Below are 12,596 nucleotides of genomic sequence, written 5' to 3'. Positions count from 1 at the left end.
TATGATAAGCCTTAAACCAACTCTGATTATGCCAAATGTCACCACCACCAAAGTTTAAGGACAGTCCTGTTGAGTTTGATCAGCATCTGCTGTTCCCAACCAACGTTTTCGATTTGCTTCCCAAAGATCATGATTGTTTTATTTATGAAAGCATTTTTCAGAACATTAATACGTCTGAAGTCGAAAAAAAATATCACCACCTTGGTCAGCACGCATACCCTCCAAAGCTCATTGTCGCTATTCTGATCTACGCGTACAGCCATGGTGTTTTCAGTTCCCGTGAGATTGAGCGACGGTGTCGACAAGACTTGGCGTTCATGTATATCTCACAAATGAACTGCCCGAATTTCAGGGTTCTTGGTGACTTTCGTAAGGATAATCTGTCGTTTTTCCATGACTGCTTCAAACAGTCAGTCAAACTGGCCATTGAACTCAAAATGGCATCACTGGGTCATATCAGCCTGGACGGCTCCAAGTTCAAAGCCAACAGCTCAAAACACAAGGCCATGAGCTACGGGAGGCTCAAAGCGAAAGAGGCAGAACTCAGTGCCGAAGTGGATGAGCTGATCAAAAAAGCCAGTCAGTGTGATCAGGAAGAAGATGACGCCTACAAAGCAACCAATGGTTACAGCATTCCTGAAGACCTCCAGTTTAAAGAAGAGCGCCTGAAAAAAATCAAAGAGGCCAAGAAAGCACTTGAAGAACGTGAAAAAGCTTTAAATCCAGACAAACCAATAGACGACAAAAAGCAGATCAGTTTTGCAGATCACGATGCCCGCGTGATGAGCAAGAAGGGGTATTGTGAGTACAGCTACAATGCTCAAATTACAGTTGATTCCGATAACCAGATCATTGTTGGCCAGCATGTCAGCCAACACGCCAACGATGTACAGGAAGTGGAGCCGGCGCTGAGGGCATTATCAGGAGCCACTGATGGCGCGGCTGTAGATAAGTGGAGTATGGATAATGGTTACTTTTCAGGGTCAAACTTACATACAGTCGAGCGACATGAGATTGATGCCTATATCGCAACCGACAAGGCGGAGAAGCCTGCCGCTGACGACCTTGAAAGCTCTGACAGGAAGTTTGTCAAAGCGGATTTTGCGTATGATTCCGAAGCTGATGTATTTATCTGTCCGGCAGGGGAAAAGCTGGTAACGAACCCGGCCAGCAAAAGCAAAAGAAAAAGCTACCGGGCAAACAAGACGGTATGCAGGGAATGCCCTTATCGTCGGAATTGCAGTGATTCAAAGAAAGAGGCTGGCAGGGTTATCCGTACCGATAAGTTTGAAAAAGCACGTCAGGCTATGAATAAGAAAATGGAGACAGCCGGTGCGAAAGCCATATATGAGCGTCGTAAAGTTATTGCGGAGCCACCATTTGGACAGATAAAAGAATCTGGTTTCCGAGGGTTCAGTCTCCGCGGCAAAGAAAAAGTTTCAGCGGAATTTTCACTGGTATGCACTGCGCATAATATCAAAAAATTTGTAAAAGCGGCTTCCACGAGGTCAATCCGTCTCGAAGATTTGAAAGAGGCTAAAAAGGCAGCATAGAGGCTGTGAGAAGGCATAAATATGCAAAAATGAGCAAAATCCCACTAATAATTGGATATTTTTTGCTCATTTTAAGATTTGGGAAAACTTCTGTTGGTCTGGTTGCGCTATTCTCGGTCAGGCTCCTAGGAGCCTGACCGAGAATAGCGCCCGTAGCGAGGACGGCAGAAAATTGAGTATGAAAATTCGGTTTTGTGAGGAGAATAGCGAGCTATTTGACGAACAAAAGCGGATTTTCAGACCAATTTGCTGCCGCCGCAGTAGGGCAGTCTATTCTCGGTCAGGCTCCTAGGAGGTATTACCGCATCTGGGGGGTCCGATGGGGTGGTACCAGTCTTGTGTACTTATTGATAATTGAATCAGACGGCATGGCCGTTGTCTGTATAACTAGAAAAACAGGGTCTTATGCAGTTTTCTGTCGTTTTGCCCGTCCTGGGTATTCTCTTGATGCTATTCAGCTTCTCCAGTCTTCCACCTCTGGCAGTGGCGATGATCTATGGGGAATCTGAAATTTCACTGTTTTTATATACTTTTTTTCTGACTTTTCTTATCGGTTTCTTATTTTGGTTTCCCTTCAGAAAAATTAAATCGGACCTTCGCCCCCGTGACGGCTTTATTATCACTGTTCTTTTCTGGGTGGTCCTGGGAGGCATGGGTTCCCTGCCACTTTTATTAATGACAGACCCGGGACTCAGCGTCACTGATGCCCTATTCGAGTCCATGTCGGGCCTGACCACCACTGGCGCTACGATACTGACGGGCATCGATCACCTGCCCAAATCGATCCTCTTTTATCGCCAGCAACTGCAGTGGCTGGGAGGCATGGGGATCATTGTTCTGGCTGTCGCTATCATGCCTATGCTGGGCGTCGGAGGGATGCAGCTTTATCGGACAGAAACGCCGGGACCTATAAAGGACAACAAGCTGACGCCCCGAATTAAAGAAACCGCGAAAGCACTCTGGCTGCTCTACGTGACATTAACGGCAGTGTGTGCCCTGGGTTACTGGCTGGCAGGTATGAACCTTTTTGATGCTGTGAGCCATAGCTTTTCGACCATAGCCATTGGTGGATTCTCAACCCACGATGCCAGTATTGGCTATTTTGAATCACCACTAATTAATGCCACGGCTACTTTCTTTATGCTGGTAGCCGGTATTAACTTTGCCCTCCACTTTTTCGCCTGGCGCAATAAATCTACTTACCATTACTGGAAAGACCCTGAGTTTCGCACTTACCTGCTGATCCTTCTGGTGGTTTCATTGATTACAGTGGCAGGGCTCTACTTCTCTGCCACTTATGATCTGGCAGACTCCCTCGATTACGGTATTTTTGAGGTGGTTTCTGCTGCCACGACGACCGGTTATGCCACCAGCGGTTTCTCAGCCTGGCCAACATTCCTGCCACTTCTTCTCTTTATGACCAGTTTTATCGGGGGATGTGCAGGCTCGACGGCAGGAGGGATTAAGGTGATTCGTGTACTGCTGATCTTCAAACAGGGTGTAAGAGAACTTCGTCGTCTGGTTCATCCTAACGCCGTTTACTCCATCAAACTCGGTGGCAAGGCTGTTCACAGCCGAGTCGGTGAGGCGGTCTGGGGGTTCTTTGCCGCCTATGTATTCCTGTTTGCCGTTATGATACTGGCTGTGATGGCAACGGGTGTTGATTTGACTACCGCTTTTTCTACCGTCGCTTCCAGCATGAATAACCTGGGCCCCGCCCTGGGAGAAGCCGCCGAAAACTACAGCACGCTTCCTGATACCGCGAAATGGATTCTCTGTTTTGCCATGCTGCTGGGTCGTCTGGAAATCTTCACACTGCTGGTACTATTCACACCCACATTCTGGAAATACTGAGACGGGAAAAGTTATTCACAACAGCTAACAGCTTATCCACATTTTCTTCAGAACTCCATGATCCTGTCCCGTGGAGTTTTCCGGATATTATTACCCTCTTATTCACAACGACCTCATTTCCAGAGGGATACAACGGTATCCGCTCCAGAGCCAAAACGTTATAATCCGCTGCTGTTTCCAGAAAATTAAAGCCTAATTTGAGCCTCCATGAGGTAGTACTGTGACTTCTCAAAGCACGCCTGATATCAAGACATTCCAGGGCCTTATTTTGGCCCTTCAGCAGTTCTGGGCTCGCCAGGGCTGTGTCATTATGCAGCCGCTGGACATGGAAGTGGGTGCAGGCACCTTCCATCCAGCGACGTTCCTTCGCGCTATCGGTCCGGAAAACTGGAATTCTGCCTATGTGCAGCCCAGCCGTCGTCCAACAGATGGTCGTTATGGTGAGAACCCAAACCGTCTTCAGCACTACTATCAGTTTCAGGTGGTAATGAAACCTTCTCCGGATAACATTCAGGAACTTTACCTGGACTCCCTGAGAGAGCTGGGCATTGATCCACTGGTGCATGACCTTCGCTTTGTAGAGGACAACTGGGAATCCCCCACACTGGGCGCCTGGGGTCTGGGCTGGGAGGTTTGGATGAATGGCATGGAAGTCACACAGTTCACCTACTTCCAGCAAGTGGGTGGTATTGAGTGCTATCCGGTGACTGGTGAGATCACCTACGGTCTTGAGCGTCTGGCCATGTACATTCAGGGTGTTGATAACGTCTACGATCTGGTTTGGACTGAAGGCCCACAGGGCACAGTATCTTATGGCGACGTCTTCCATCAGCAGGAAGTAGAGATGTCTACTTTCAACTTTGAACATGCTGACACTCAGGAACTGTTCCATCAGTTCGATTTTTATGAAGGTGAATCAAGACGTCTGGTCGAAGCTGGCCTGCCTCTGCCTGCCTATGAGTACGTCTTGAAAGCTTCCCATACATTCAACCTTCTGGACGCCCGCCACGCCATCTCGGTGACAGAGCGTCAACGCTTTATTCTGCGAGTCAGAACGCTCGCCAGAGCTGTAGCCAAAGCCTACTTTGACGCTCGCCATAACCTCGGCTTCCCGCTGGCCAGTGAGGATATCCGCTCAGAAGTTCTGGCCAGTCTGAAAGACAGCAAGACACAGGAGAAGAAGTAATGAGTCAGAAAGATTTCCTGGTCGAGCTGGGAACAGAAGAGCTGCCTCCAAAAGCGCTTAAAAGCCTTTCCAATGCTTTCACTCGCGGCATTGTTGATCGCCTGAAGAGTGCTCAGCTGTCTTTTGACAGTTATGAAGCCTTTGCCGCACCTCGTCGTCTGGCTTTGCTGATAAAAGGGCTGGAAACGGCTCAGCCTGATCAGCAGCTTGAGCGCCGCGGCCCTGCTATAAAAGCCGCCTTCAACGCAGAAGGCAAGGCCACTAAAGCAGCCGAGGGTTTTGCCCGTTCTAATGGAGTGTCTGTCGACCAGCTGGAGAGGCTGGAAACCGATAAAGGTGCCTGGCTTGTCTATCGTGGGGTTCAGCAAGGTTCCGACACCACTCAACTGCTGCCAGACATGGTCAGTCAGTCTCTCAATGAACTGCCTATTCCCAGGAGAATGCGCTGGGGTGCGCAGCGCACCGAGTTTGTTCGCCCTGTCCACTGGTTAGTCATGCTAATGGGTGGAGAGGTAGTCAATTGCGAAATTCTGGGCCTGAAATCAGGTAACCAGACTCGAGGCCACCGATTCCATGGGAACCAGCCTCTGACCATTAACCAGCCTGCCGATTATCAGAACCTTCTGAAAGAGCAGGGTAAGGTGATGGCTCTCTTTGAAGAAAGACGCAGTCTCATTAAAACACAGGTAACGGAGCTGGCTGCCGGATTAGGTGGCGAAGCGGTTATCGATGAAGACCTTCTGGATGAAGTGACCGCTTTGAATGAGTGGCCTGTTGCTCTGTCCGGTCGTTTTGATGAAGAATTCCTGGAAGTCCCTGCTGAAGCCCTGATTTCTTCCATGAAGGAGCATCAGAAGTATTTCCACGTCCTGTCAAAAGAGCTATCTCGGGAAGGAACATTGCTTCCCCATTTTATAACCATTGCAAATATCGAGAGCCTGAAGCCTGAACACGTAGTATCCGGTAACGAACGGGTAATAAGACCTCGCCTCGCAGATGCCAAATTTTTCTTTGATACAGACAAAAAAAACACGCTTGAAGCACGCAGGGAGACCCTGAAACCCATCGTTTTCCAGGCACAGCTGGGATCGCTGTTCGATAAGAGCGACCGCATTGCAAAACTGGCGGGTTTTATCGCTAAACAGGAAGGTGGGCAGGAACAGCTGGCTGTCCGAGCCGGAGAACTCTGCAAATCAGATCTGACTTCAGAAATGGTTTTGGAATTCCCGGAGCTGCAGGGCATCATGGGGCAATACTACGGTGCAAACGATGGTGAACCACAAGAGGTATGCCTCGCTCTGAACGAACAGTACATGCCACGCTTTGCAGGTGATGAGCTACCCTCTAGCCTGACAGGTTGTGCCGTAGCGATTGCTGACAAAATCGATACCATCACCGGCATCTTTGGCATCAATCAGCCACCTTCAGGCAATAAAGATCCGTTTGCTCTGAGAAGGGCCACCCTGGGTGTCCTGCGAATTATTGTTGAGAAGAAGCTGGATCTGGACCTGCGTGATCTCATTAATCAGTCTGTCGAAGGTTATCAATCACAAGGGGTTGAGCTGCCAGCAGCCAGCGGAAAAGCTTTAGCAAATAATGAAGAGCTGGCAGAAACTGTTCTGGATTTCATGCTGGAGCGTTTCCGCTCCTGGTATCATGACGAACAGATTCCTGTTGAAGTCTTCCTTTCTGTTAAGGCCCTGAAACCATCCCGCCCCTTCGACTTTGATCAACGTGTCAAGGCAGTGCATCGCTTTAGTCAGATGGTCGAAGCCGAAACCCTTTCTGCAGCCAACAAGCGTGTTTCCAACATTCTGGCAAAAGCCGGAGATCTGGTCATTCCTGACTCCGTTGACCCTGCACTGATGACAGAAGCCGCAGAAAAGGCTCTGGCCACAGCGCTGGCCGACAGTAAAGAAAAAGCTGCACCGATTCTGGAACAGAGACAATACACAGTCGCTATGGAAAGTCTGGCGCCACTGAAGGACTCTGTAGACCGCTTCTTTGATGAAGTATTGGTCAATGCTGAAGATCAGCAGGTTCGTTTGAACCGCTATGCTCTTTTGAAACAATTACGCAGCCTTTTCTTACACGTTGCGGATATTTCATTACTGTAGGTTGCACTCGGGACTGCCTTTGTTGCAGAAATTCTGACTAAAGCTTGATAAAGTGGAGTGCGGCATTTATGCCGCACTTTTTCTATCTTTTGGAAAAGTTTTTCAGGTATGAAGCCTGCTGACTGAAATTATGAGTAAACTGATCATTCTTGACCGCGACGGAGTCATCAATAAAGACTCCGATCACTACATTCGTTCGGTGGCTGAGTGGATTCCTCTACCAGGCAGTATTGAAGCCATCGCCAGACTGAGCAGGGCAGGGTATTCCATTGCCATTGCAACCAACCAGTCAGGCCTTGCCAGAGGTTACTTTACTCAAGAAACCCTTGAGGCCATGCATCAGAAAATGCTGGATCTGTTAGCCTTGGAAGGAGGCAAGATAGATTGTATTCGATACTGCCCCCATGGCCCTGACGATCAATGTCGCTGCAGAAAGCCTTTGCCTGGCATGATTGAACAGATCGAAGAAGCCCTGAACATACCCGCATCATCTGCCTGGGTGGTCGGGGATTCTCTCAGAGACCTTCAGGCAGGGCAGGCAATGGGGTGCAATGTAGCTCTGGTGAAAACCGGCAAGGGTGTCAGAACGATGAATAAAGGGGAAGGCCTCCATAATGTACCAGTATTTGAAGACCTGGCTGCATTTACCCGCTTTATTCTCGAACCGTCACAGGTCAGTATTCAAGGATAAACAAGATAGGTTTTAAATGACATTCGTCGTTCAATATATAAGAACAGCGTTATTTTATTTTCTGCTGGCCACCTTCACCGTTTTCTGGTCCATTTTACTGTTTTTTGCTATTCCTTTTGTTCCTGTTAATAGACGCCACAAATTATTGGTGAAGTACTGGGCGATGATGGCTATGGGACTGGCCAGATTTATCTGTGGGATAAAGTATGAAGTGCACGGGAAGGAAAATATTCCTGATACACCCTGTGTCATGATCAGTAATCACCAGAGCACCTGGGAAACCTTTTTCCTGCAGATGCTTTTCAGTCCTCAGGCTCCGGTTCTTAAAAAAGAGTTATTTAAGATTCCATTCTTTGGCTGGGCAATCAGACTCATTAAACCGATCGCTATTAATCGCGATGACCCCAGGGCCGCATTAAATGATGTAGTAGAGCAGGGTACTGATGCCTTACACAACGGTCGTTGGGTTCTTATTTTTCCGGAAGGAACCCGCAACCCTAATGGTCAGTTAGGCAAATTTTCAAGAGGTGGTGTCAATCTGGCAAGAAAGGCCGGGGTTAATGTACTACCCATTGCCCATAATGCTGCTGCTTGCTGGCCTATGAACAGCTTTCTGAAAAAGCCCGGTACCATTCAGCTTCATATAGGAACGGTCATAGAAACCACAGACAGGACGGCGCTGGAGATTAATAATGAGGCTCGGAACTGGATTGCCAATACACTCGACAACATGAACGGGAAATCGAAACAGGTTTAAACAAAAACATCATTCATCACCGGGTATAGGGTAACAGGTGATGAATGATTTAGAGCCTTATCAAATGAGTATCAGGCAGCCATGTGTTTTTCAATCAATTGAATTATGATATGAATGACTTTGATGTGAATTTCCTGAATCCGGTCTGCATAACCAAAGTGGGGCACCCGGATTTCTATATCCGCCAGACCGTCCATTTTCCCACCATCCTTACCCGTCAGAAGAATCACTTTCATCCCTTTTTTTCGGGCTGCTTCAATCGCTTTTAAAATATTGCCAGAGTTACCACTGGTACTGAGCCCGAACAGTACATCACCTTCAAAGCCTACACCTTCAAGATAACGTGAGAATACATAGTCATAACCGTAATCGTTGGAGACACAGGACAAGTGACTGACATCAGAGATAGCAATGGCCGGGTAGGCAGGGCGGTTATCACGATAGCGACCAGTCAACTCTTCAGCAAAGTGCATGGCATCGCAATGGGAGCCTCCGTTACCACAGGAGATAACCTTTCCACCCTGCTTAAAGGATTCCGCCAACAGGCTCGCCGCACGGTCTATGGCATCAATACAGGTTTCATCATTGAGAAAACGCTCCAGAACCTGCTGGGCTTCTTCGAGTTCTGCACGAATTACTGAATGGTTCATGGCTATCAACTGTCGAATCAGAGGCCTAAAGTATACTGCTGATACATTAACGGCGCAGCATAACTTTATTTGCCCGGAAGAGGATTAATAGATTGGGCTCAGAGCCACTTTTCATGGCCCCCTGAGACCCTGTGAGGATGAGGTATTAAATGTCGAGATTAGCCACGTTCAACGCATTAGACTCAATAAAGTCTCTTCGAGGCTCAACCTGATCACCCATCAATGTATTGAAGATCTGGTCAGCTGCAATAGCATCTTCAATGGTCACCTTCAGCATTCTTCTTACTTCCGGATCCATGGTGGTTTCCCAAAGCTGTTCGGGATTCATCTCACCCAGACCCTTATAGCGCTGAATGTTGTGGCGTTTGGTCGATTCAGTCATCAGCCATTCCAGACCTTCCTCAAAGCTTTCTATCGCTTTTTTTCGCTCACCTTTCTGGATGAATGCGGTCTCTTCCAGCAAGCCTTGTAGCTTGGCTCCCAGGGCTTTGATAGAGCCGTAGTCTCCGGAACCAAAGAAGTCGACATTCCAGATATATTCAGTTGGCACACCGTGAGAAATGATAGTGACCTTGGGCAACCACACCTGATGCTCACGGTCTTCAAACAGCTCAAAGCTCATCTCACGACCAGCCAGCTTCAGCTCCTGAATGCGAGTATTCAGGGTATCCAGCCAGGACTGCATTTTTGTCTGGTCTTTCAAGTCTTCCTGGGAAACTGCATCCAGATAAATCATCTCTTTCATGATTTCAGAAGGGTAAATGCGAGACAGACGCTCAATGGTTGCAATGACTTTTCTGTATTCTTTTACCAGAGATTCCAGAGCTTCATCACCAATACCCGGTGCATTTTCATTGACATGCAGTGTGGCATTTTCCAGTGCAGACTGGGTTAAATAGTCATCCAGTGCAATATCGTCTTTCAGGTATTGCTCCTGTTTGCCTTTCTTCACTTTATAGAGAGGCGGCTGAGCAATATAGACATAGCCATTTTCAATCAATTCTGGCATCTGACGGAAGAAGAATGTCAATAGCAGGGTTCGAATGTGAGAGCCGTCAACATCAGCATCGGTCATGATGATGATGTTGTGGTAGCGCAGTTTCTCAATATTGAACTCTGTGCGACCAATGCCACACCCCATTGCGGTAATCAGGGTACCAACCTCCTGGGAGGAAAGCATTTTGTCAAAGCGTGCTTTTTCAACGTTCAGGATCTTACCTTTCAGTGGCAGGATGGCTTGTGTTTTCCGGTTTCGACCTTGTTTGGCAGAGCCCCCCGCAGAGTCACCCTCCACTATGTAAAGTTCGGAGAGAGCAGGGTCTTTTTCCTGACAGTCAGCCAACTTTCCGGGCAGTCCAGCTATGTCCAGAGCGCCTTTCCTGCGGGTCATTTCACGGGCCTTACGGGCCGCTTCACGGGCTCTGGCTGCATCCAGCATCTTGTTTACAACCGCTCGGGCTTCTTGTGGGTTTTCCATCAGATAGTCCGCAAGATAACTGCTCATCTCCTGCTCAACAGCTGTTTTCACTTCAGAAGAAACCAGCTTGTCCTTGGTCTGGGATGAGAATTTGGGGTCTGGAACCTTGACCGAAATAATCGCTGTGAGACCTTCACGAGCATCATCACCGGAAGTGGAAACTTTCTGGTTTTTAGCAAAACCTTCGCGCTCAATGTAGCTGTTCAGGTTTCGGGTCAGGGCGGCTCTGAAGCCGGCAAGGTGGGTACCACCATCACGCTGAGGAATGTTATTGGTGAAGCAAAAAATGTTTTCCTGAAAGCCATCATTCCACTGCAATGCCACCTCTACACCAATGCCATCTTCCCTTGTTTTTGTGAAGTGGAAGACCTTGTTGATATTGGTCTTATTGGTATTCAGATATTCAACGAATGCACTCAGACCACCGTCATAACGGAACTGATCTTCTTTACCTGTACGCTCATCAATCAAGCGGATAAAAACACCAGAGTTCAGGAAAGAGAGCTCTCTCAGTCTTTTTGCCAGAATGTCATAGCTGAACTGAATATTGGAGAAAGTCTCCTCAGAAGGTACAAAATGAACCTCTGTACCGCTCTTTTCAGTCTCTCCTATCACCTTCATAGATTCCTGTGGAACACCGTGAGAATAGACCTGCTGATGAACCTGACCATTCCTGCGAATGGTTAACTTGAGCTCTTTGGAAAGGGCGTTTACCACGGAAACACCAACACCGTGCAGACCACCAGAGACCTTATAGGTGTTGTCATCAAACTTACCGCCGGCATGGAGTACCGTCATGATCACTTCTGCGGCGGAGACACCTTCTTCTTCGTGGATATCTACAGGGATTCCCCGACCGTTATCACGAACGGTAATGGATTCATCCGGATGGATAATGACGGCAATTTCATCACAGAAGCCTGCCAAGGCCTCATCGATCGAGTTGTCTACCACCTCAAAAACCATGTGGTGAAGGCCGGTACCATCATCGGTATCACCAATGTACATGCCCGGGCGCTTACGAACTGCATCCAGACCTTTCAGCACTTTAATATTGGACGCATCGTAATTTTGTTCACTCATACTCTTTCTCCAGCGATTCAGTCTGGCGAATCTCACGCCCAGATTCCAAGTTCACAGATCCCTGTTTCACGTGAAACACTTTCAGATTGATTTCAGGCTCCCAGCAATCCACCAGTGCGCCCGGCTCTACGCAGGTAATAAATACCTGACTCTGCATATTCTGTAATATCTTGCACATAGCTTTTCTGTGAGGAGCGTCTAGCTCTGAAGGTAAATCATCCACAAGAAAAACACACTGGCTACGGGTCATTTTTGAAAAGAGATAACCTTGTGCCAGCTTTAACGCACAAACGACTAATTTCAGCTGACCACGAGAAAGAATATCAACGGCATTACTTCCTTCCAGACGCACCCTTATATCTGCTCGTTGTGGCCCTGATTGTGTGTATCCGGTCTGAAAATCACGAACTGTATTTTCTTTTAACACCTCAGCCAGACGTCGTTCTCTGTCCCAACCCCGGTAATAACTTATCTTGATATCACCCAGCGAGGTCAGCTGGTTTAGAACATCCTGAAAAACGGGTGTCAGTTGATCAAAGTATTGCTGTCTGAGTTGATCTACAGCCTCAGCCGCTTTTACCAGTTCCTCATCCCAGACAGACAGCTGAGATGAATAGGATGAACCCGTTATTTTACCATGCCGAAGCAAACTGTTCCGCTGTTTAAGCACTTTTTGAGTTCGCTTCCAAAGAGGTAAGAATTCATGGTGTTTCACGTGAAACACCCCCCAATCAACAAACTGTCTTCTTTGCTTGGGTGAACCTTCCAAAAGTTTGAAAGTATCGGGATTAATAATTTGTAAAGGTAGAAGTCTGGCCAACTCGGACGTTGACTTAAGCGTTTCACCTGCGACCCGAATTTGAAAATTCTCTTCTTCCATATCTCGGGAAACGCCAACCGGTATCAGTCGGTCATTATTGGATTGAATTTGCGCAAATACCGTGCACTTACCCTTTTTATGACGAATGACCGGCTTAAGTCTGGCACTTCGAAAAGATCGAGCCAAACCCAAGAGATGGATAGACTCGAGAATACTGGTTTTTCCACTGCCATTAAGACCGTAGAGAATATTGATATCCGGGGAAGGGGAGAAGGTAGCGGATGCCAGATTCCTGACATCCTTAATCATCAGCTTGTGAATCGTCATCGGCTTGAACAAACCTCAGAAATGAGACTTTTCACAACGGCTTTCAATGATAAGAGGACCTTTTTTTCTGAAAAGACCCAG

The 12,596-nt window shown here is 47.7% G+C and carries 9 protein-coding genes; 6 read left to right on the top strand and 3 right to left on the bottom strand.

All coding sequences use genetic code 11. The features are described 5' to 3' along the window. Positions 1-35: 35 nt before the first annotated feature. The 6 genes from ACOJUN_RS07750 to ACOJUN_RS07725 all read left to right on the top strand — a co-directional run bounded on the left by ACOJUN_RS07750 (position 36) and on the right by ACOJUN_RS07725 (position 8,158). The gene (locus ACOJUN_RS07750; protein WP_422132798.1) at positions 36-1,553 is read left to right on the top strand and encodes an IS1182 family transposase; all 1,518 of its coding nucleotides are present in this window, start codon (positions 36-38) and stop codon (positions 1,551-1,553) included. A gap of 405 nt (positions 1,554-1,958) precedes the next feature. Then, on the top strand, positions 1,959-3,407 hold the full coding sequence (locus ACOJUN_RS07745) for a TrkH family potassium uptake protein (protein WP_422136082.1): 1,449 nt from the start codon (positions 1,959-1,961) through the stop codon (positions 3,405-3,407). 220 nt (positions 3,408-3,627) lie between these two features. Further along, positions 3,628-4,593, top strand: coding sequence for a glycine--tRNA ligase subunit alpha (glyQ, locus tag ACOJUN_RS07740; RefSeq protein WP_422136081.1), 966 nt, complete (start codon positions 3,628-3,630; stop codon positions 4,591-4,593). Beyond that, positions 4,593-6,710, top strand: coding sequence for a glycine--tRNA ligase subunit beta (gene glyS / locus ACOJUN_RS07735; protein WP_422136080.1), 2,118 nt, complete (start codon positions 4,593-4,595; stop codon positions 6,708-6,710). The genes glyQ and glyS overlap by 1 nt, the downstream gene beginning before the upstream one ends. Positions 6,711-6,840: 130 nt before the next feature. Beyond that, complete coding sequence (gene gmhB / locus ACOJUN_RS07730) at positions 6,841-7,401, top strand: D-glycero-beta-D-manno-heptose 1,7-bisphosphate 7-phosphatase (protein ID WP_422136079.1); 561 nt, start codon at positions 6,841-6,843, stop codon at positions 7,399-7,401. A 16-nt stretch (positions 7,402-7,417) separates the two neighbouring features. Further along, complete coding sequence (locus ACOJUN_RS07725; protein WP_422136078.1) at positions 7,418-8,158, top strand: lysophospholipid acyltransferase family protein; 741 nt, start codon at positions 7,418-7,420, stop codon at positions 8,156-8,158. A 71-nt stretch (positions 8,159-8,229) separates the two neighbouring features. Here ACOJUN_RS07725 and lpcA read toward each other — a convergent pair whose 3' ends face one another. The 3 genes from lpcA to recF form a co-directional block, all read right to left on the bottom strand. Continuing rightward, a complete protein-coding gene (gene lpcA, locus ACOJUN_RS07720; protein WP_422136077.1) occupies positions 8,230-8,808 on the bottom strand; it encodes a D-sedoheptulose 7-phosphate isomerase in 579 nt (192 codons plus the stop codon). A 145-nt stretch (positions 8,809-8,953) separates the two neighbouring features. Beyond that, the gene (gene gyrB, locus ACOJUN_RS07715; RefSeq protein ID WP_422136076.1) at positions 8,954-11,368 is read right to left on the bottom strand and encodes a DNA topoisomerase (ATP-hydrolyzing) subunit B; all 2,415 of its coding nucleotides are present in this window, start codon (positions 11,366-11,368) and stop codon (positions 8,954-8,956) included. Beyond that, positions 11,361-12,515: a DNA replication/repair protein RecF gene (gene recF, locus ACOJUN_RS07710; RefSeq protein ID WP_422136075.1), complete on the bottom strand. Its 1,155-nt coding sequence runs from the start codon at positions 12,513-12,515 to the stop codon at positions 11,361-11,363. The genes gyrB and recF overlap by 8 nt, the downstream gene beginning before the upstream one ends. Positions 12,516-12,596: the final 81 nt, after the last annotated feature.

It is taken from the genome of Endozoicomonas sp. ALD040, assembly GCF_049275945.1.
Taxonomy (GTDB): Bacteria; Pseudomonadota; Gammaproteobacteria; order Pseudomonadales; family Endozoicomonadaceae; genus Endozoicomonas_A.
The sequence above is the reverse complement of the archived record's forward strand: the minus strand, read 5'-3'. Positions and strand labels throughout refer to the sequence as shown.

What these genes read in the sequence shown, in the direction of transcription:
- ACOJUN_RS07750 (WP_422132798.1), top strand. Translation starts at nt 36, where the DNA reads ATGTCACCACCACCAAAGTTTAAGGACAGTCCTGTTGAGTTTGATCAG.
- ACOJUN_RS07745 (WP_422136082.1), top strand. Translation starts at nt 1,959, where the DNA reads ATGCAGTTTTCTGTCGTTTTGCCCGTCCTGGGTATTCTCTTGATGCTA.
- glyS (WP_422136080.1), top strand. Translation starts at nt 4,593, where the DNA reads ATGAGTCAGAAAGATTTCCTGGTCGAGCTGGGAACAGAAGAGCTGCCT.
- gmhB (WP_422136079.1), top strand. Translation starts at nt 6,841, where the DNA reads ATGAGTAAACTGATCATTCTTGACCGCGACGGAGTCATCAATAAAGAC.
- ACOJUN_RS07725 (WP_422136078.1), top strand. Translation starts at nt 7,418, where the DNA reads ATGACATTCGTCGTTCAATATATAAGAACAGCGTTATTTTATTTTCTG.
- lpcA (WP_422136077.1), bottom strand. Translation starts at nt 8,808, where the DNA reads ATGAACCATTCAGTAATTCGTGCAGAACTCGAAGAAGCCCAGCAGGTT.
- gyrB (WP_422136076.1), bottom strand. Translation starts at nt 11,368, where the DNA reads ATGAGTGAACAAAATTACGATGCGTCCAATATTAAAGTGCTGAAAGGT.
- recF (WP_422136075.1), bottom strand. Translation starts at nt 12,515, where the DNA reads ATGACGATTCACAAGCTGATGATTAAGGATGTCAGGAATCTGGCATCC.